Source organism: Desulforudis sp. DRI-14, assembly GCF_052618305.1.
The window spans coordinates 38,611-56,839 of sequence record NZ_JBQXEZ010000003.1 but is presented as its reverse complement, the minus strand read 5'-3'; the positions used below and the strand labels follow the sequence as shown (position 1 = coordinate 56,839).

Below are 18,229 nucleotides of genomic sequence, written 5' to 3'. Positions count from 1 at the left end.
TGTCTTGAGGAGGTCTGCCCCGATGACCCTGGCTGTTGACGGCGGTACGCCTGTTCGTTCGGATTTCCTTGACCCTTACGGCCCTTACTGTGCAGAAAGTGACCTGGATGCCATTCGTACTGTTTTGGCCGCCGGCTGCCGGCGTGAGGGCGCTTTCGTCCGGCAGCTTGAAGAAACCGTGGCGGAAATGACGGGGGCAAGGTTCGCCATAGCCCTCGCCAATCACGCCGCGGCAATGCACGCCGCCCTCTATGCCGCCGGCCTGGCCAAGGGCGACGAAGCGGCCGTCCCCAGCCTGGCTTCGCCAGCAACCTCCCACGGCGCGGTATATCTTGGGGGGAAGTGCGTCTTTTGCGACATTGACCCCGGGACTTTCGGCCTCGATGCAACGGACCTCGCTCAAAAGCTGGGCCCCGGCTGCAAAGCGGTGATACCCGTGCATTTGGCCGGGCATCCCTGTGACCTGAAGCCTGTCCTGAGCCTGGCCGAAGAGCGTGCCCTGACGGTTATCGAAGACGCCACTCAGGCCCTCGGAGCCTTGTACGAGGGGCGTCCGGTCGGGACCTTCGGGCATATGGGCGTACTGTCCTTCGGCGACTCCTCGCTGACTCCCGCCGGCGGGGGCGCGGTGGTCCTGACCGATTCCGAAGAGTTCCGGGACTGGCTGGCGCTGTTTCGGAATCTGGGCATCGAACACGACCCCCGGCGGATGCTCAAATACGAGGGTTCCTGGCAGGGCGAAGTGCAGGAACTGGGATTTGACTACCGTCTTTCCGACATCCACGCCGCTCTCGCCTTAAACCGGCTGCGCGACCTCGACCGTACCCTGGCCCGCCGCCGGGCGATCGCCGCCTACTACAACAAAGCCCTGGCGGACCTACCCGGTGTTCATTTGCCAAAGCCGGCCCCTTTTGCCCGTCCCGCCTGGTGCTCTTACTGCATTCTTCTCGACCGCGAGGTCATACCGAGAGGCAGGAAGATCGTTTACGAGGCGCTGCGCGCCGAAAACATCGGCGTTGACGTCCCCTGCCAGCCGCTGCATATGCAGCCTTTCTATAAGTGGCAGGGCAACCCGAACTACTGTACACTCTACGAGCCGTCACCCGCTCCCAGGGCCGAACAGGTTTACGCCCGGATCCTTTCCCTGCCGTTATACCCGGCAATGACCGAAAAAGACGCCGCCGACGTCGTCGCCGCCATCCGCAAGGTCATCAGCCATTTTGCAGCGGCCTAGCCGTTCCGGCTCGCATCGGGTCACTGCCATCCGGCGGCCCTTAATACGTTGGCCTGGTGGTCGGGATTGACGGCGTTCTTGTTATGGCTTCTGCTGTTGTAGAAATACAGGCAGAACTGGCCCTTAAAGTTGTTGTCGAAAATGGTTTCCGGGCCGTGGGGCTGGCCGTTGATCGACGCCGCGAAGGTACGGCTGCCCACGGTAAGCAGGACGGGCCGGGTCGCCCAGGACCACCGGCGGCCGAACAGCTCATACATCACCGCCGTATCCGAGGCGGTCAGCGGCTCGCAATCGGCATGGTTGGCACCGCCCATGCAGTAGACCTTGAACTTCTTCCCGGTTTGCAAATCGGTGACGATGGCCACGCTGCCGATATTAAAGACCCACCGGGCCCAGGGCAAGGCCAGCAGTTCGCCGCAGCCCTGTTTTTTGGTGCCGTAAGGCCCTTGCACACCGACCGCCGTCTTCCCGGGCGGGACGTACAGCGGCTGACCGGGGCTCAAGACATCGCTGTGCAGGCGGTTGGTTTCCGTAAGCGCAAGCGCCGTGGTGCCGAGCTTTTTCGCGACGACCCAGAGAGTATCGCCGGGCTGCACCCGGTAGACGGGCAGTTCCTCCGGGTTCACCGGCTGTGCGGCCCGCTCCGCCGTCAGCCCGGGGCCGGGAGGCGGAGGCAGGGTGTAAACACGACTAGGAGCAGGTTTAGGCTCAGGTTTGGGGGTTGAGACAGGTTGTTCCGCCGCAGGCGGGTCTGCTTCAGCAGTCGCCTGTATCCCCTGTCTCTCCGGCAGTGAGTCGCTCGAGAGGGAATCGCTTTCCCGCACATCCTGGTTGCGTGACTCCCCGCGCTGGGCCAAAGGCCACGGGCTATCGCCTCTCTGCGCCCGGATGGTGTAGGCGGTCCCGACATCGCCCGCTGGAACGTCCGGCTCCCGACCGGCGTCTTGCCTGTTCGCTGCCGGACCGTCAGAGGTTTGGCCGGACTGTCTTGAATCGTTAGTTGAATCACCGGGTGTCAAGCTCCTGTAAGCTACGAGCCACAGAGGATCCCCCGTAGCTGCCCTGTAAGCAGCATAGCTTTCGGCGGCGCTTCGGACGAAGGAAGCAAAAAGCGTGAAGCAGAGCGCGACAAAGCCTATCACCGCAACAACGGCCGCCAGCCACAAAAGTCTGCGAGGCAAGGGCATCACTCCTTCTGCTGCATAGGTCTGCTTAACTTGCCAGAACACCCCGGTATTGACAGGTTTAGGCAAACTTCGGCAGGCAGACCGGATATTCCTTGCCAGATTTGGTGGTAAATGTCACCAACTGGGCTGTTCGGGGGATTAACCGGGTGACCGATTCGCGTCGGGAAAGAAGCTGCGTCACAAGGAAAGGTCCTGCGGGCTTATGCTTTAAATGCCATTACTAATCGGTGGTTAAAGGAGAGCTTATGAAGCAGGCTCTACTGTTCGCTATCCTCGTCTCCCTGGTGCTTTTCCTTGGCTGTAGCGGTGAAACAATGGTCGCACTCAAAGGTACACTTGTAAGTCAGCAGTAAATGCAGGCCGGTCAGCATCCCCATCTCCCTCTCCGCTCCGTTACCTAAGCATGTCTTTCCGCGTTGAACATACGAATCCTCTTTTACTTAACCCTTCCGGACTCCATAAAACCATAAGTATAGCCCTGACAGAGGGGTGTTTCATTTTGAACCACTGTGGTACAATGCGGTTGAACGTTCTGAAACGGGAGGCCGGCACATGGATTTGATGGATCTCGTGGAACGAGCGCGCACTATTTTCGACTCAATATACAACGGAATGGTGATCATCGATCGGAACGCCCGGGTGGTGTTCGTCAACAAGGCGAACGAGAGGATCACCGGGATAACGGCGCGGCAGGCGGTAGGCCGGCTTGTGACCGACGTGGTTCCGGGAAGCGCGCTTTTGGACGTTCTGCGTAGCGGCCGGGAAATGACCGGCATTCAAACCACTGTGGGGGACAAGACGGTGGTTTCAAATATCATGCCCATCCTAGGCGAAGGAAAGATTATCGGAGCCATATCCGTTTTCCAGGACCTTACCGAAATGGTGAACCTGGCCGGATCGCTGGCCGAGGCCGTGAACACCATCGAGCACCTTTCCAGGAAGCTGAGCGGGCGGCAGGACTACCCCGACACCCCCTTCGTGGGGAAAAATCCCGAAATGCAAAAGGTTTATCAACTGGCCGTTAAATCCGCAGGGGTGGACTCGACGGTGCTGATCAGCGGCGAAAGCGGTACCGGCAAGGAGGTGCTGGCCAGGTTCATTCACTCCCGAAGCCACCGGTCGGCCAAGCCCTTTATAGCGGTGAACAGCGCCGCCATCCCCGAACACCTGCTGGAAAGTGAGCTTTTCGGCTATGACGAGGGAGCTTTCACCGGTGCCCGAAGGGGAGGGCGCAAGGGGTTTTTCGAGCTGGCAGACGGCGGAACGATTTTCCTGGACGAGATCGCCGAGACCGCTCCGTCCCTTCAGGCCAAGCTTTTACGCGTCCTTCAGGACAGGGAGATCATTCGTGTGGGCGGTACCCAGTGGAAAAAAGTCGACGTGCGGATTATCGCGGCCACCAACCGCGACCTGGAAAAAGCCATCGCCGAAAAATCGTTCCGCGCGGATTTGTTCTACCGTCTGTCGGTGATTAACCTGCACCTGCCGCCCCTGCGCAGGAGGATGGAGGACCTGACGGCGCTGGCGGAAGTGCTGCTGGCCTGCATCGCCCGCCGGCTCAATAAAAGTGTGCCGTCCCTAACCGGTGAAGCATTGGAAGCGCTGCGCCACTACCATTTCCCCGGCAATGTGCGGGAACTGGAAAACATCCTGGAGCAGGCCATGATTATGGCCGAGAATGGCTTTATAGACGTGGAGGACCTGCCCGCCTTTGTCACCAAGAAAGCGGCGTCGCAGCCGGGCGCCGGTCTGTGCCTGCGTTTTGACGATTTCCCCAGCCTTGATGACGTGGAACGGGCCGTGCTGTCCCGGGCAATAGACAAGTACGCCACCAGGCAGGAAGCGTGTTCAGTTCTGAAGATCTCTCGCACCACGCTGTACCGCAAGCTCCGCAGGTACGGCATGGAGCAGGGGTCGAGATTTGAAAAAACCTAAACAAGCTCGAGCTTGGCGGTGAAGTGCCTCAGCACCTTAGGCTCCTCGGTTATCCTTACCCCGCGGATCCCGTCACGGCGCTGTCGAATATTGGCCAGCGCCTCGGCCACGTAATCCATGTGATTGTTGGTATATACCCTCCTGGGAATGGTCAGCCTTAAAAGCTCCAAGGGCGATTTAAGCTGGGTCCCGCTGACCAGGTCGCGCCCCAGCAGGAAGGAACCTATTTCCACCGCTCTGACCCCTGCCTCCAGGTACAGTTCTATGGCCAGGGCCTGGCCCGGGAACTGATCATAGGGGATGTGCGGCAGAAACTTTCCGGCATCCACAAACACGGCATGGCCCCCCACCGGCTGCTGGATCGGTATGCCCGCCGACAGGAGTCTGCCACCCAGGTACTCCACCTGGCCGATCCTGGCCCGCAGGTAGGATTCGTCCACCACTTCCCGCAATCCACGGGCCAGGGCCTCCATATCACGGCCCGCAAGCCCTCCGTAAGTGGGAAAGCCCTCGATCGGAACCATGGCCGCGCGGACCTGATTATACAGTTCCCGGTCCTCTTTGATACCTATGAGCCCGCCGATGTTGACGAGCCCGTCCTTTTTGGCGCTCATGGTGAAGCCGTCCGCCAGGGAAAACATCTCCCGGACGATTTCCGTTATGCTTTTGTCCCCGTAACCTTCCTCCCTGTTCTTGATGAAATAAGCGTTTTCGGCAAACCTCGCCGCATCCAGAAACAGCCGCAGATTGTACTTTTCGGCCACTCTGCGGACCTCACGGATGTTCGCCATCGACACCGGCTGCCCGCCGACGCTGTTGCACGTGACCGTAATCAGGATGAAAGCGATCTTTTCCGGCCCGTTCTCCGTGATCAGCCTCTCCAAACGGTCAATATCCACATTGCCCTTAAAAAGTCCACTAACCGATGTGTTGTAAGCATCCCGGACCACGCAATTGACGGGAAGTCCGCCCTTCAGTTCTATATGGGCCTTGGTGGTGTCAAAATGCATGTTGCCCACCACCATCTGTCCAGGCTTGATCAGCAGCGAAAACAGTACGTTTTCGGCCCCACGCCCCTGGTGAACCGGCACCATGTATCGGTGGCCGAATATCTCACGGCAGACGCTTTCAAGATTGTAGTAACTGCGGCTGCCGGCGTAGGCCTCATCCCCGCACATAATACCCGCCCACTGGCAGTCGCTCATGGCGCCGGTGCCGCTGTCGGTAAGAAGGTCAATAAACACGTCCTCCGCCCTGAGGGCGAACAGGTTGTAATGAGCATCGAAAAGCTTTCGCCGTCTTTCGTCCGGGGGTATCAGCCTGATGGGCTCCACCATTTTAATCTTGTAAGGTTCCGGCATGACCACGCTTGACCACGCTCCCTTCAAACAAATCCCGTTACCCAAGGAAGCATAGCAAAACCCGTGCCACCGAAACAGCCATCTGTTTACCAGCGCCTGAACCCTTCCGATTGCAGTCTCTCCCCTGCGGACAAAGCGACATACTGCTGTTGGCCGTAGGAAGGCTTCGGCGGGCATGTCCCGGACAGATGTTTCTATTTGCAACATTGCTGTGTATCTAATTGCACCCTGGATCGCCCTATCCAGGGATCCGAAAAACCGCCAAGGACTTTACAGACATTTGAGATACGTACGTAAGCCCTTGCTGCAATGCAAGGGCTTACGGCAGGGGTTAGGCCCCCGGATTCTTGGATGCCTGGCCGGTCCCCGGCCGGCGCTTCAGTCCTGGAATCTCACCAATTGGTCTTTCTTAAAAGTCCATTCGGGAGTGTTCAGTGTTTCCCCAAAGCTCAACGAATACCACGGACTGATTTCCGCATGAGGATTCTTCAAGATATGGATGTCCTGGGCCGGCATATAGCTTTGCGCGATGATGAAGAGCCTCTCCCCCGTAGTCCTGTTCTCCGCCATATCAACCACGATTACACAATGACCGGGATCCTCGCCCTTCAAGAACACATCCCCGATCTGCATATCATCCAGGGGCACCTTTTTCATTTCTCCTGACAAGGAAAGAGTTCCCGCGTAAGCGAAGACCATGTCGAGGTATCTTCTAAAACTCTCGTAATCGTTGGCATATCCCGTTGTTTTGACCCAGCGGGCCGTGTTCCCTTCCACCACAATCCTGTTCCCCTGCATCCAGGTGGCATAGTCTGCTTTGAACCCATTGGTGAAGTTAAAATGTATTTTATCGTACATCCCTTTCCGGTAAAGGAATTCGGCCCGTAATCTGATAACCGCGTCGGCGCACTGCTGCAGGTCTCTTTGGCCAATGTCGATATCAACGACCACCTCGTGAACATCCCTTGTCTTGATCGACCCGTCGTAATGCGTTACAGGTGAACCGTGAGGCTTCAAGGGAAGGCTTCGCAAATAGTGTCCGAAAGACCCCTCCGCCGCTTCAACCCTCGAAAACCCTTCGGGATGATTGATTCTCTCCCGGATGGTCCTTCCATTGGGGTTTATGATCACGGACGCAGATTTCTGCTGTTCCAGTGAACCTTTATGGTCTTGAACTGTCGTTCGCGTATCCCGGGCACAGGATGCCGGGAGTAAAAGGAGGCATGCCACCATTACCGCCAGCAGTTTTCTCACGTTCAGCACTCCATTCCTGCTGTCTCTCCTGCTATCTCATAAATCCTGCCCAAATATCCTTTCTGCCAGACTGCGTCCAGTCGGTGTGGTTGCCAGCCCGCCTTCCGCCGTTTCTTTGAGAGACCTGGCCATGCAATCACCCACCGCTTTCATGGCTGAAATCACCTCGTCAACAGGAATGACACTTTCAATCCCTGCCATGGCCATAGTGGCGGCAGTCAGAGCGTTTGCCGCACCCATCGCGTTACGCTTGACGCAGGGGACTTCCACCAGACCCGCCACCGGGTCGCAGACCAGACCCAGGACGTTTTTCAGAGCGATAGCGCAGGCATGGGCGGCCATGCGGGGAGAACCGCCGCACATCTCCACGACCGCCGCCGCGGCCATTGCCGAGGCGCTGCCGCATTCGGCCTGGCAACCCGCCTCGGCTCCAGAGATATAGGCCCGTCTGGCAATGACCATGCCGATGGCGGCGGAAGTAAAGAGGCTCATGACCGCCTTCTCTTCCGGGACGGCCTTTTCCTCCATCACCGTCAGCAGAACACCCGGAATAATCCCGCAGGAACCGGCCGTCGGAGCGGCCACGATTCTTCCCATGCAGGCGTTGACCTCAGCCACGGCCAGGGCCCTCATCACAGCCCCGTCCAGTGTGGCGCCGCCAACTGTTTCTCCGGCCTCGATGGCTTCCTTCATCCTAAACGCATTCCCGCCGGAGAGGCCGCTTTCGGACCTGAGGCCTGCCGCCAGGCCGTTTGCGACCGCCTCTTTCATCACCCTCAGGTTGGCGGCCATTCGTACGCAGAGTTGGGCTTCCGGTTTCTCCATCTGTTCCGCCTGATCCCGCAGGACCACGTCGGAGATGTTCTTTCCGGCGCGTTCCGCCGCCGTCACCAGTTCTTCAACCGAATCATAATGCAGCAACACGTTGTCCGCGCCTCCTCAAATGGGCTCAAGCGCCGTTACGGCCAGCACCCCCGCAAGCCGGCCGATCTCATCTACGGCTGCCCGTCCCGCATCCTGATCAAGCTCGATCACCATCAGCGCTTCACATCCGCGACAGCGGCGGTATACGTTCATACGGGCGATGTTAACCCGCTTTGCGGCGAGCACACCGGTGACGGCCGCCACCACTCCGGGCGTGTCCCGGTGCGGAACGACCAGCGTATGGTATTCGCCTGAAATCTCGACTTTCAAATCGTCGATTTGCCTGATAAGAATGTTTCCGCCGCCCATGGAGGAACCCGTTACGGTTACAGCCCGGCCCGAACGTCCCAGCAGCCGGATCACCGCCGTATTGGGATGGGCATCCCTCAAGGCAGCAGTCTCGACGGTCACCTTCCACCCTCTTTGCTCCGCGAGCAAAAGGCTCTCCCTTATTCGGGTGTCGTCGGGCTCGAAGCCGAGCAAACCGGCGATGACGGCCCTGTCGGTGCCGTGTCCTCGGTAGGTGCGCGCAAAAGAACCGTGAAACTGAATGTATACCTCAGCCGGCTCCTCGCCCAGCAGCCTCCGGGCCATCCGGCCGATGCGGACGGCTCCGGCCGTATGGGAACTCGACGGTCCGACCATCACCGGCCCGACAATGTCAAAGACGTTCATGCGCTCGCCTCCCCGTTGAGACTTGTCAAGGTCGCGGAAAACAAAAAACAGAGCCCCATTCAGGCCTCTGTCCTCCAACCTGAGAGATTCCCGGACTGAGCCGGTTTGCCCCGTCGGTGCCGTGACAAGTTCACGGACTCTCCAGAGTTCGAGAGGGTCGGTCCTTTTGCCTGAGAGTTTCCGCCTCTTTGCTCCTTCGGCGCCCGCTTTACGAACGGGTCTCTCCCGATACCCTCTGACCTATGAAATTCTCCGTTTAACAAAAAATACCATACCGGGTGTCTGGTGTAAAGGGCCGTGCCCTGCATGCATTCTTGTTATCACTATTCGGTTTCTACTTCACCGGCCCATCCGGAAACAAGCCTCACAGTCAAACTTATGATACTAGAGAGTGGCGCTGGACCGAGCCCATCACCGTCTAACGTTACAGCCAGGTATCGTTTCCTCCCCGTCATCACCTCATTGTATTCAGCAAGAACACCGCGTATAAGCCCTGTGCCGTTCCTGAGACAACAATCAGGAGAGCCTGCACGCGGGCGGTAGCATATACTATTGTGAAGAATGTCGGAAGCTATAGTGAAGTGACTGGCACCTCTTATCGGCATAAGCAATCGTCAGGTTGCCTATACTTGGACCTTGTAGTTGAGGGCCAGCTCATCTCCCGGCTTGCCCCGAATACCCCAATTGCCCTGCGGCGTTTCAAAAATGGTGATCTCTAGATCTTGCGGCGCAATGCCCACCCGGGCGGAACCAGGCCAATAAAACGCTGAAAGCGTTTCTCCGGCGGCAATCCGAATGCTTCTTTTAGAGCATCTCGGATGGCATCCGAAAGCACCTCTCGATTTTTGGCCAGATTGCTTTTCAGACCGTAACCGTAAATCTTTACCTGTTGCCATTGTTTCCTCCTTCCGGAAAACCAAAACGGCGTCAACGCCCACCTACTTTTGACCCGCCCGGCCATCGAGCCTGCGCATTCAAGTGCATTCGGACACCCGTTCCGGATTCTTACGGACAGCATCAAACGGAGTTGCGGTGGTATGCGGTAATAGCGTAAATTATAATGGACTCAAGAATTTTACACAATGGATTCCCAGGTACCGACGATGATCTGCACCCGTTCCGGACGGTGGTCCTTGGAGTGGCCTACCTGGCTATCCCGGAACGATCCTTGATTCTCAAAAGCTCTGCGGAGCCGTGAGAGCATTGGCTGTTAAAGTTGAGATCAAGAGAATCTGGACCGGGTAGCCAGACGCAGGACATGAAGAGTAAGATATTTTGAAAGGGGGCATTGGTATGAGCATGAATGAATTGGCGCGCCGGGTGAAGGAAGCTTCCATAAAGCTGGCCGGAGCCGGAACGGAACTGAAGAATAGAGCCCTGGCTCAGATCGCTGAGTCACTAAAACATAACAAGGAAGAAATCATAAAAGCTAACAGGGAAGACTTATTGAGAAGTAAAAAAGAAGACCTCCCCGCCCCGCTATTAAAAAGGCTAAGATTCGACGAGGCAAAGATCCAGGATGTAGTTGACGGGATCCATAGCCTTATTGACCTGGACGACCCTGTAGGGAAAACACTGCTTTCCACTGAACTGGACGACGGTCTGGAATTGTACAAGGTGACCTGTCCGATAGGTGTAATCGGCGTGATTTTTGAGTCCAGGCCCGATGCCCTGGTGCAGATTGCAACCCTTTGTCTGAAGAGCGGGAACAGCGTACTGCTTAAAGGCGGCTCCGAAGCCAGGGAGACCAACCGCGTCCTGGCTGAAGTCATTGTCAAGGCAACGGAAGAAGCCGGCATTCCCGCCAACTGGCTTGCGCTGCTGGAGACACGCTCAGACGTCAACGAAATGCTCAAAATGGACCAGTACATCGATCTCATCATTCCCAGAGGGTCCAATGATTTCGTCAGATATATCATGGACCACTCAAGAATTCCGGTTATGGGCCACGCGGACGGTATATGCCACTGCTATGTGGATGAAGATGCGGACATTGACATGGCGGTAAAGATTGCCGTGGATTCAAAAACACAGTACGTGGCCGTGTGTAACGCGGTGGAGACCCTGCTGGTGCATGAAAAGATAGCCGCAGACTTTTTGCCTGCGTTGAAGAACGCGCTGGAGAGCAAAGAGGTGGAGCTGATCGGCTGTCCGAAAACGTGCGCGGTCATTTCGGCGACTCCGGCTTCGGAAGACGACTGGAAAACCGAATACCTTGACTACAAGCTTTCCGTAAAAGTGGTTGCGGGGCTTGACGAAGCCATTGACCACATCAATACGTACGGTTCCGGCCACACGGACAGCATCATTACCAGGGATAAGGAAAAAGCCGCGCGGTTCATGGACTACGTTGATTCGGGCAATGTTTTCTGGAACTGTTCCACACGCTTTAGTGACGGCTTCCGCTACGGATTCGGGGCCGAGGTGGGGATAAGCACGGGCAAGATTCATGCCAGGGGTCCGGTAGGCCTCGAGGGACTGGTTATCTACAAGTATAAGCTCATTGGAAACGGTCACATTGTCGAGGACTACGCCAAACGTTCAAGGAGCTTCAAGCACAGAAAAATGAACAGGGAATTTCCACTATAACAAGTGGAATGCTGCATGTTAGTCGAACAGATGCGACGACCTTCCCGGGTACAACTCTGTGTGAGCCGGGCCTATTTTGTTACTGTCCCTTTCGGAGCAGAGACTATTGCGCCCATTGATAGTCGATTTCCGTGATGCGCCCGCGCCAATACGGCAAGGGACCGTCCGGTAATTGCCACTCAACCTCACCCTCCAAGGGAATTCGCATACCGGCGCGATTGGCGTAGGCACTAAACCGACCTTGCCAGGGCGTTGGTTGGAGGACGCCATCGACAGCGCGGTAGCGAGACTGAGACCGCGCAGTCGTGATCAGCCCCTCCTCGTCAAAGCAAAACTCGATCGACACGCTGACATCCCCATCTGTGAGGGTCGCGCGCGCGCTTGAATCGTCGATTGCTTCCCAGCGCACGCCCTGACTGGGCAACAGCGCCGTTGGATACCAAGGCCCCTCGGCGAGGTAGCGCATCAGTTCCCCCTGCGCCATCTCAGGTGTGCCGCGCATGGCCGCGACGGTGACGAGGCCAAGCACTGCTGCGTGCAGGATCCCTGTTCCCGCCCCGTAGGCGTCCTGGACAAACACCTTCACGCCGGGAGCCATTTTCACGCGTGCGTCCCAGTCGAAGCCTGGCGGGCACGTGGTGATCATCTGGGTCGCCTCAAATGGACGCCAGCTGTCCTCGGCCTCGCTTATTCGGAACTGCCCTTGCTGTGACAAGCGCACCACAGCGACAATCGGCTGTCCATCCTGCAACACGGCGCGGAAGTACCGCTGCACCGGCAACGGCAGGCCTTCGATTTCTCGCGCGTCGTATGTTGTCGGCGTGATGGATATCCGTGCAGTCTCCAGCTTTGCTCGGAAGTCATCGTTCTTTGCCTGCCACCGTGATACACCGTAGATGACGGCACCGGCAACACCTGCGGCAAGCGCAATGAGGATCACCGCGACTATCGTTAGCTTCATACCTATGCAAACATCCCGCTGATACTCAGTCAGTGTACAGTGCTAAATACAAAAAAACCGTGGCCGCCTCATATGGACCACGGTTTGCATTCTCTGGTGGAGGCGGGGGGAGTTGAACCCACCGTCCGAAAGAATGACCACAAGAGGCTCTCCGAGCGCAGGCTGTGCTTTAGGTTTCGCTCCGCAGGCGCCCACAGCCAGGCTCCGTTGGAGCTATCTCGATGAGTGTCCCCGAAAACCTCCGAGAATTGGTCGCCGGGCTAGCCCGCTAATGTGACACCCTGATCCGGCCACGCAGGCTTAGGCCGGCAGGATGCTGGCTGACTTACGCAGCCAGGGCGAGTTCGTTCTTGTCGGCAGTTATGCCTTTGCCACCGTTTTTCGGGCTGGCAGCAACCCCGGCTCGCTCCTCCTGCCATCAATTCCCCCGTCGAAACCACGTCGCCCCCGGTTTTAGTATTTCCCGCGGGTCGCCCTCTCGATTTCCCTCTGGGCTTCCCGCTTGGCGATGTCCTCGCGCTTGTCGTAAAGCTTTTTGCCCTTGACCAGCGCGAGTGCAACTTTGGCCCTGCCGTTCTTGAAGTAGACCTTCAAGGGCACGAGAGCAAGGCCCTTTTCCCGCGTCTTGCCCAGAAGCCGCATAATCTCTCCCTTGTGCATCAGGAGCTTGCGCGGCCTCTTGGGCTCGTGGTTGAAGCGGTTGCCCTGCTCGTAGGGACTGATGTGCATGTTGTGCAGCCACAGCTCGGCGTTTTCGACGCGGGCAAAGCTATCTTTCAGGTTGCCCTTGCCGGCGCGGAGTGACTTGACCTCGGTGCCCGTGAGCACCATCCCGGCCTCGTGGGTTTCGAGGATAAAGTAGTCGTGCCGTGCTTTACGGTTTTCGCAGACCACCTTATCGGCCATTACCGCATCACTCCGTTCCGCATCGCCTCCCGCCGATACTGCCGCACATCTCATGATACGGTGTTATGTTAACTCTGTCAAGATAGCGGTACCATAAACTGGAATGATACCGCACCAGATTGACCGCTATCGGTTTTTAGCTGTTTGACCGTTGGAAAACCCGAAATAAAAATCGGAATATGCTAAATACTAGTATTTCACATATTCCAAACACAGACCTTGCGGCGGGGCGGTCGGTCCGGCCGCGGCCCTGGACCGGGCGGCCAGGATGTCGCCGACTCTCTCCGGCGGCCACCTGCCCAAACCCACCCGGATCAGGGTACCGGCAATGATGCGTACCATCTGGTACAGGAAGCCGTTGCCCTCGATCTCCAGGCGGACCAGGCGCCCGTCGCGAGTGACTTCAGCCCTATAGATCGTGCGGACAGCCGACTTTACCGGCCTGCCGGCGGCCTGGAAGGAGCTGAAGTCGTGCTCCCCGAGCAGAAAAGCAGTAGCAGCCTTCATCCGCCCCTCGTCGAGCGGGTGCCTCACGTAGTAGCTGTAGAACCGCCAAAAAGGCGAAGGCACAGGGCCGTTGTCAATCGTATAGGAGTACGTCTTGGACACGGCGCTGTACCTGGCATGGAAATCAAACGGCACCTCTTGTGCGCTTACGGCCGCGATATCCGGCGGCAGGACGCTGTTGAGGGCGGGAACAATCCGCTCCGTCGGAATGTTCCAGGTCCCGGTATGGAAGTTGACAACCTGGCCCCTGGCGTGCACCCCGGCGTCGGTCCTCCCCGCCGCCGTAACCTGGGTCTCCGTATGGGCCAGGGAGGCGAGACACTTTTCCAGCGTTTCCTGGATGGTAGGCAGCCCGCTCCCCCGCTGGACCTGGAAACCACAGTAGGCGGTACCGTCATAAGCGAGCACCAGTTTAATGTTGCGCATTCGCAGCGTTACTTCTCTCTTATTGCCCGGCGTTTTACCGTCAGATGGGATTCCCGCCGGGGAATCCCCATCGTGAAACTTCCTTAACAGTCTAACAGCCGACAGCTAACAGCGGGAATTACACCAGTTCCAGGATCACCATCTGCGCAGCGTCGCCCCGCCGGTAGCCGGCCTTTATAATGCGGGTGTAACCGCCCGTGCGCCCCTCGTACTTGGGCGCGATAGTGCTAAACAGTTTTTTGACTACCTCTTCGTCATACAGGAAGCTCAGGGCCTGGCGACGGGCGGCGAGATCTCCCTGCTTGCCAAGCGAGATCATTTTTTCGGCAAGACTGCGGGCTTCCTTGGCCCGCCCCTCCGTGGTCATTATCCGCTCTTCCCGCAAGAGGGATGTGACCAGATTGCGCAGCACGGCCATTCTATGGTCTGTTGGGAGACCCAACTTCCGGTAACCCAATTCCGTTCCCTCCTTAGTCCTCGTCCTTGCGCAGCGAGAGGCCGAGTTCGGCAAGTTTGCGCACGACTTCCTCGAGCGACTTCTTGCCCAGGTTCCTGACCTTCATCATTTCTTCTTCGTTCTTCTGCGTCAATTCTTCAACGGTGTTGATGCCTGCACGCTTCAGGCAGTTGTAAGAACGGACAGAAAGGTCGAGTTCCTCAATCGGCATCTCGAGCAGCTTGTTCTTCTTTTCCTCTTCCTTCTCGACCATAATCTCGACGTTGCCGACGGATTCAGTGAGCCCCACGAACAGCTTCAAGTGCTCCATAAGGATGCGCGCCGCCAGGCTGACGGCCTCGTCGGGACGGATGCTCTTGTCGGTCCACACCTCGAGCGTAAGCTTGTCGAAGGTCGTCTCCTGCCCGACTCTCGTCTTGTCAACATAATAGTTGACCTTGCGGATAGGCGAGAAGATCGAATCAATAGGGATGACGCCGATAACGTGCGCGCCGCGCTTGTTTTTCTCGGCGGGGACGTAGCCCCGCCCCTTGTCGACCGTCAGTTCCATATACAGCCTGACGTCCTCGGCAAGCGTGGCGATGTGCAGGTCCGGGTTCAAAATCTCGATATCAGGGTCGGTGATGATGTCACCGGCCTTGATCTCCCTGGGCCCTTCGGCTTCGACGCGAATCGTTCTTTCCTCGTCGGCATATGATTTAAGGCGTAGGTTCTTCAGGTTGAGGATAATCTCCGTTACGTCCTCCCGAACCCCCGGAATGGTGGAAAATTCGTGCAGCACGCCGTCGATCTTCACCGCCGTAACGGCCGCTCCGGGCAAGGACGCCAGCAACACCCGGCGCAGCGAATTCCCCAGGGTGATACCGAATCCACGCTCTAAGGGCTCGACCACGAATTTCCCGTAGCCGGCCTCGGGATCCATCTTCACGCACTCAATTTTCGGTTTTTCAATCTCTAACATCGCGAACCCCCTCAATCGGAAGGTAGCCGCCTACCTGGAGTACAGCTCGACAATCAGCGATTCCTTAACCGGAATGTCAATCTGCTCCCTGGTCGGTAAGGCTACTACCCGGCCCTGGGCTTTAGCCGCATCGTATTCCAGCCATGCCGGTGGCGTATTCTCAGCAGCCCGTTCCAAGAGCTCCTGAATCCGGGGTGAAGACTTGCTTCTTTCACGGACGGCGATGACGTCGTTCGCCTTGACAAGGTACGAAGGGATGTCAACCTTCCGCCCGTTCACCAGGAAATGACCGTGCCGTACCATCTGCCGGGCCTCGAAACGCGAACCGGCAAGGTTCAGACGGTAGACGACGTTATCCAGCCGGCGTTCCAACAGGCGGAGCAGGTTGTCGCCGGTGATCCCGGGCTGGCGCTCAGCCTTGGCGAAGTAGTTGCGGAACTGCGTCTCCAGGATGCCGTAAATGCGGCGGACTTTTTGTTTTTCGCGCAACTGGATACCGTACTCCGTAGCCTTGGCCCTGCGCCCGTGCGCTTTCGCCCCCGGGGGCGTCGGCCGGCGGTCGATGGTGCAGCGGGGACCGTAACAGCGGTCGCCCTTCAAATAAAGCTTTGTGCCTTCGCGACGGCAAAGCCGGCATCTTGCTTCGGTGTATCGTGCCATAAATGAACCTCCTAAACGCGCCGGCGCTTCGGCGGCCGGCAGCCGTTGTGTGGAATGGGTGTAACGTCTTTGATCAAGCTGACCTCGAGCCCGGCGGCCTGCAGCGACCGGATCGCCGCCTCGCGGCCTGCGCCGGGTCCCTTGACAACCACCGCGACCTCTTTCATGCCGTGCTCCATCGCTTCGCGGGCCGCCTTTTCAGCCGCCAGCTGCGCAGCGAACGGCGTGCTCTTGCGGGAACCCTTAAAACCGACCTGTCCGGCGCTGCACCAGGAGATTACGTTACCCCTTACGTCGGTGATCGAAACCACCGTGTTGTTAAAGGTGGACTTGATATGCGCCACACCTTGCTCGACGTGTTTTCTTTCCTTCTTCTTGGTTCTTACGCGACGCGCCATCTAGCAACCTCCTTACTTCTTCCTGCGCACGCCGACGGTCTTCTTGGGACCCTTGCGCGTTCTGGCGTTGGTCCGGGTCCGCTGGCCCCTCACAGGGAGGCCGCGACGGTGGCGAAGACCGCGATACGAGCCGATTTCAATGAGTCTCTTAATGTTCAGGGCCACTTCGCGGCGCAGGTCGCCCTCGACTTTCAGCGTCTTTTCGATGACTTCCCTCAGTCTGGTAACCTCGTCCTCGGTCAGCTCGCGCACCCGCGTGTCGGGATTGACGCCCGTCTGAGCCAAAATCTTTTGCGACGTAGACAGCCCGACGCCGTAAATATAGGTTAAAGCAACCTCAACCCGCTTATCCTTGGGCAGGTCGACCCCAGCAATACGTGCCAAACAACTTCACCCTCCTATCCTTGGCGCTGCTTGTGTTTAGGATTTTCACAAATAACCATAACCCGCCCCTTGCGGCGAATTATCTTACATTTTTCACAGATAACCTTTACCGAAGGCTTGACTTTCACCTGATACGCCCCCTTGTGGCTACTTATAGCGGTACACAATTCTGCCGCGGGTGAGATCATACGGGGACAGCTCCACCGTTACCCGGTCACCCGGCAGAATACGAATAAAGTTCATGCGGATCTTGCCCGAAACATGCGCCAACACCTTATGGCCGTTAGGAAGCTCCACGCGGAACATTGCATTGGGCAGGGGTTCAATAACCTTTCCCTCAACCTCAATAACGTCCTGCTTCACCAGCATCCCTCCTTCTCCACGAAACCCCGGAGTATTTTCCGCACATCAGCATCTGTAACCTTGAGACCTTCAGCCAGCTTTGCTTTAATTTCCTCATCGGCGTGTGACACTATCTTTATATGCTTAACGTTCTTTCTCTTGGGACGGTCGACCTTGCGGCGCAAACCGTCAGTGAGCAACACCGTATTGTCGCCGACAGTCGCCAGGACGATGTAAAACTGCCCTTCGTCCCTGCCGGCCACCGACCTGACCACCTGGCCGGCACGCAACTTCCTGACTTCCACGGATATAACCTCCGTTACAAGCGTGTGAGGATTTCGGCCTCGCTATCGGTGATCGCGATTGTGTGCTCAAAATGTGCCGAGAGTTTGCCGTCTTTCGTAACCACGGTCCACTTGTCTGACAGCGTCGTAACCTCGTATGTCCCCGCGTTGACCATCGGCTCAATGGCCAGGGTCATTCCCGCTTCCAGCCTCGGACCCCTTCCAGGCGGCCCGAAGTTGGGTATCTGGGGCTCCTCGTGGCACTTGCTTCCGATCCCATGCCCGACATAATCCCGTACAACCGCAAAACCGTGCTTCTCAACCAGGGTCTGAACGGCATGCGAAATGTCGGTGAGGCGGTTGCCTGCCCGCGCCTGCGCGATACCGGCATAAAGCGCCTGCTCGGTTACTCTCATCAGATCAAGGGCCTCCTGCGTTACGGTACCCACAGGAAAAGTTGCCGCTGCGTCACCAAAGTAACCATTTATTTCCGCCCCCACGTCAATACTGATAATATCTCCATTCCGCAGGGGCCTTAAACCGGGGATCCCGTGAACAACCTCCTCATTGACAGAGGCGCAGATGCTGGCAGGGAAACCGTAAAGGCCTTTGAAAGCCGGACGCGCGCCCTGCCTGGTGATAAAGTCCTCGGCGATGTCGTCCAATTCCTTGGTCGTCACCCCCGAACTTATCGCTTTCTCTATCTCCCGCAACGTCCCCGCAACAACTCGTCCTGCGTCACGCATGTAGCTAAGCTCGCGGGTGGATTTCTTGGTGATCATTT

The 18,229-nt window shown here is 57.6% G+C and carries 21 protein-coding genes, 1 other RNA gene and 1 riboswitch; of the genes, 3 read left to right on the top strand and 19 right to left on the bottom strand.

Translation table 11 applies throughout. From position 1 onward, the window contains the following. Window positions 1-22: 22 nt before the first annotated feature. Entirely contained in the window at window positions 23-1,234 is a 1,212-nt protein-coding gene (locus tag ACUM6F_RS03350) for a DegT/DnrJ/EryC1/StrS family aminotransferase (RefSeq protein WP_425620102.1), read from the top strand. Window positions 1,235-1,254: 20 nt separating this feature from the next. On the opposite strand, the gene ACUM6F_RS03345 is transcribed toward ACUM6F_RS03350, so the two are convergent. Beyond that, window positions 1,255-2,415 (bottom strand): LysM peptidoglycan-binding domain-containing protein, encoded by a 1,161-nt coding sequence (locus ACUM6F_RS03345; RefSeq protein WP_445348361.1) that lies wholly within the window; start codon window positions 2,413-2,415, stop codon window positions 1,255-1,257. Between the two features lie 558 nt (window positions 2,416-2,973). On the opposite strand from ACUM6F_RS03345, the gene ACUM6F_RS03340 reads away from it, so the two are divergent. Further along, the gene (locus ACUM6F_RS03340; protein WP_445348360.1) at window positions 2,974-4,356 is read left to right on the top strand and encodes a sigma-54 interaction domain-containing protein; all 1,383 of its coding nucleotides are present in this window, start codon (window positions 2,974-2,976) and stop codon (window positions 4,354-4,356) included. Here ACUM6F_RS03340 and ACUM6F_RS03335 read toward each other — a convergent pair. The 5 genes from ACUM6F_RS03335 to ACUM6F_RS03315 form a co-directional block, all read right to left on the bottom strand. After that, window positions 4,353-5,717: a tryptophanase gene (locus ACUM6F_RS03335; protein ID WP_445348434.1), complete on the bottom strand. Its 1,365-nt coding sequence runs from the start codon at window positions 5,715-5,717 to the stop codon at window positions 4,353-4,355. The two genes, ACUM6F_RS03340 and ACUM6F_RS03335, sit on opposite strands and share 4 nt — an antisense overlap. Window positions 5,718-6,095: 378 nt before the next feature. Continuing rightward, a complete protein-coding gene (locus tag ACUM6F_RS03330; protein WP_445348359.1) occupies window positions 6,096-6,980 on the bottom strand; it encodes a DUF4846 domain-containing protein in 885 nt (294 codons plus the stop codon). Between the two features lie 27 nt (window positions 6,981-7,007). Continuing rightward, the gene (gene sdaAA, locus ACUM6F_RS03325; RefSeq protein ID WP_445348358.1) at window positions 7,008-7,895 is read right to left on the bottom strand and encodes an L-serine ammonia-lyase, iron-sulfur-dependent, subunit alpha; all 888 of its coding nucleotides are present in this window, start codon (window positions 7,893-7,895) and stop codon (window positions 7,008-7,010) included. A 15-nt stretch (window positions 7,896-7,910) separates the two neighbouring features. After that, window positions 7,911-8,570, bottom strand: a complete 660-nt coding sequence (sdaAB, locus tag ACUM6F_RS03320; protein WP_445348357.1) for an L-serine ammonia-lyase, iron-sulfur-dependent subunit beta — start codon at window positions 8,568-8,570, stop codon at window positions 7,911-7,913. A gap of 148 nt (window positions 8,571-8,718) precedes the next feature. Next, window positions 8,719-8,808: riboswitch (glycine riboswitch) on the bottom strand. 477 nt (window positions 8,809-9,285) lie between these two features. Then, on the bottom strand, window positions 9,286-9,531 hold the full coding sequence (locus tag ACUM6F_RS03315; protein ID WP_445348356.1) for a hypothetical protein: 246 nt from the start codon (window positions 9,529-9,531) through the stop codon (window positions 9,286-9,288). A 332-nt stretch (window positions 9,532-9,863) separates the two neighbouring features. Here ACUM6F_RS03315 and ACUM6F_RS03310 point away from each other — a divergent pair, with 332 nt between their 5' ends. Beyond that, window positions 9,864-11,159, top strand: coding sequence for a glutamate-5-semialdehyde dehydrogenase (locus ACUM6F_RS03310; protein WP_445348355.1), 1,296 nt, complete (start codon window positions 9,864-9,866; stop codon window positions 11,157-11,159). Window positions 11,160-11,262: 103 nt separating this feature from the next. On the opposite strand, the gene ACUM6F_RS03305 is transcribed toward ACUM6F_RS03310, so the two are convergent. The 13 genes from ACUM6F_RS03305 to map all read right to left on the bottom strand — a co-directional run bounded on the left by ACUM6F_RS03305 (window position 11,263) and on the right by map (window position 18,227). Beyond that, a complete protein-coding gene (locus tag ACUM6F_RS03305; protein WP_445348354.1) occupies window positions 11,263-12,120 on the bottom strand; it encodes a DUF6920 family protein in 858 nt (285 codons plus the stop codon). Window positions 12,121-12,214: 94 nt separating this feature from the next. Next, window positions 12,215-12,569, bottom strand: a transfer-messenger RNA (tmRNA) gene (gene ssrA / locus ACUM6F_RS03300). 4 nt (window positions 12,570-12,573) lie between these two features. After that, window positions 12,574-13,026, bottom strand: a complete 453-nt coding sequence (gene smpB, locus ACUM6F_RS03295; RefSeq protein WP_425620108.1) for an SsrA-binding protein SmpB — start codon at window positions 13,024-13,026, stop codon at window positions 12,574-12,576. 189 nt (window positions 13,027-13,215) lie between these two features. Then, on the bottom strand, window positions 13,216-13,959 hold the full coding sequence (gene truA, locus ACUM6F_RS03290; RefSeq protein WP_445348353.1) for a tRNA pseudouridine(38-40) synthase TruA: 744 nt from the start codon (window positions 13,957-13,959) through the stop codon (window positions 13,216-13,218). A 118-nt stretch (window positions 13,960-14,077) separates the two neighbouring features. After that, complete coding sequence (rplQ, locus tag ACUM6F_RS03285) at window positions 14,078-14,416, bottom strand: 50S ribosomal protein L17 (RefSeq protein ID WP_425620110.1); 339 nt, start codon at window positions 14,414-14,416, stop codon at window positions 14,078-14,080. Between the two features lie 13 nt (window positions 14,417-14,429). Continuing rightward, window positions 14,430-15,377: a DNA-directed RNA polymerase subunit alpha gene (locus ACUM6F_RS03280; RefSeq protein WP_425620111.1), complete on the bottom strand. Its 948-nt coding sequence runs from the start codon at window positions 15,375-15,377 to the stop codon at window positions 14,430-14,432. Window positions 15,378-15,407: 30 nt separating this feature from the next. Continuing rightward, window positions 15,408-16,037, bottom strand: a complete 630-nt coding sequence (gene rpsD / locus ACUM6F_RS03275; protein WP_425620112.1) for a 30S ribosomal protein S4 — start codon at window positions 16,035-16,037, stop codon at window positions 15,408-15,410. 11 nt (window positions 16,038-16,048) lie between these two features. Continuing rightward, a complete protein-coding gene (gene rpsK / locus ACUM6F_RS03270; RefSeq protein ID WP_425620113.1) occupies window positions 16,049-16,435 on the bottom strand; it encodes a 30S ribosomal protein S11 in 387 nt (128 codons plus the stop codon). Between the two features lie 12 nt (window positions 16,436-16,447). Further along, the gene (gene rpsM / locus ACUM6F_RS03265) at window positions 16,448-16,819 is read right to left on the bottom strand and encodes a 30S ribosomal protein S13 (protein WP_425620114.1); all 372 of its coding nucleotides are present in this window, start codon (window positions 16,817-16,819) and stop codon (window positions 16,448-16,450) included. 14 nt (window positions 16,820-16,833) lie between these two features. Then, window positions 16,834-16,947, bottom strand: a complete 114-nt coding sequence (rpmJ, locus tag ACUM6F_RS03260) for a 50S ribosomal protein L36 (protein WP_425620115.1) — start codon at window positions 16,945-16,947, stop codon at window positions 16,834-16,836. A gap of 19 nt (window positions 16,948-16,966) precedes the next feature. Next, window positions 16,967-17,185 (bottom strand): translation initiation factor IF-1, encoded by a 219-nt coding sequence (infA, locus tag ACUM6F_RS03255; RefSeq protein ID WP_425622162.1) that lies wholly within the window; start codon window positions 17,183-17,185, stop codon window positions 16,967-16,969. Next, a complete protein-coding gene (locus ACUM6F_RS03250) occupies window positions 17,179-17,466 on the bottom strand; it encodes a KOW domain-containing RNA-binding protein (protein ID WP_425620116.1) in 288 nt (95 codons plus the stop codon). The genes infA and ACUM6F_RS03250 overlap by 7 nt, the downstream gene beginning before the upstream one ends. 14 nt (window positions 17,467-17,480) lie before the next feature. Next, window positions 17,481-18,227, bottom strand: a complete 747-nt coding sequence (gene map / locus ACUM6F_RS03245; protein WP_445348352.1) for a type I methionyl aminopeptidase — start codon at window positions 18,225-18,227, stop codon at window positions 17,481-17,483. Window positions 18,228-18,229 lie beyond the last annotated feature (2 nt).

Coding starts and splice junctions, on each gene's coding strand:
- ACUM6F_RS03310 (WP_445348355.1), top strand. CDS start 9,864: ATGAGCATGAATGAATTGGCGCGCCGGGTGAAGGAAGCTTCCATAAAG.
- truA (WP_445348353.1), bottom strand. CDS start 13,959: ATGCGCAACATTAAACTGGTGCTCGCTTATGACGGTACCGCCTACTGT.
- ACUM6F_RS03315 (WP_445348356.1), bottom strand. CDS start 9,531: ATGGCCGGGCGGGTCAAAAGTAGGTGGGCGTTGACGCCGTTTTGGTTT.
- ACUM6F_RS03335 (WP_445348434.1), bottom strand. CDS start 5,717: ATGCCGGAACCTTACAAGATTAAAATGGTGGAGCCCATCAGGCTGATA.
- smpB (WP_425620108.1), bottom strand. CDS start 13,026: ATGGCCGATAAGGTGGTCTGCGAAAACCGTAAAGCACGGCACGACTAC.
- ACUM6F_RS03340 (WP_445348360.1), top strand. CDS start 2,974: ATGGATTTGATGGATCTCGTGGAACGAGCGCGCACTATTTTCGACTCA.
- ACUM6F_RS03305 (WP_445348354.1), bottom strand. CDS start 12,120: ATGAAGCTAACGATAGTCGCGGTGATCCTCATTGCGCTTGCCGCAGGT.
- map (WP_445348352.1), bottom strand. CDS start 18,227: ATGATCACCAAGAAATCCACCCGCGAGCTTAGCTACATGCGTGACGCA.
- ACUM6F_RS03280 (WP_425620111.1), bottom strand. CDS start 15,377: ATGTTAGAGATTGAAAAACCGAAAATTGAGTGCGTGAAGATGGATCCC.
- sdaAB (WP_445348357.1), bottom strand. CDS start 8,570: ATGAACGTCTTTGACATTGTCGGGCCGGTGATGGTCGGACCGTCGAGT.
- rpsK (WP_425620113.1), bottom strand. CDS start 16,435: ATGGCGCGTCGCGTAAGAACCAAGAAGAAGGAAAGAAAACACGTCGAG.
- rpsD (WP_425620112.1), bottom strand. CDS start 16,037: ATGGCACGATACACCGAAGCAAGATGCCGGCTTTGCCGTCGCGAAGGC.
- ACUM6F_RS03350 (WP_425620102.1), top strand. CDS start 23: ATGACCCTGGCTGTTGACGGCGGTACGCCTGTTCGTTCGGATTTCCTT.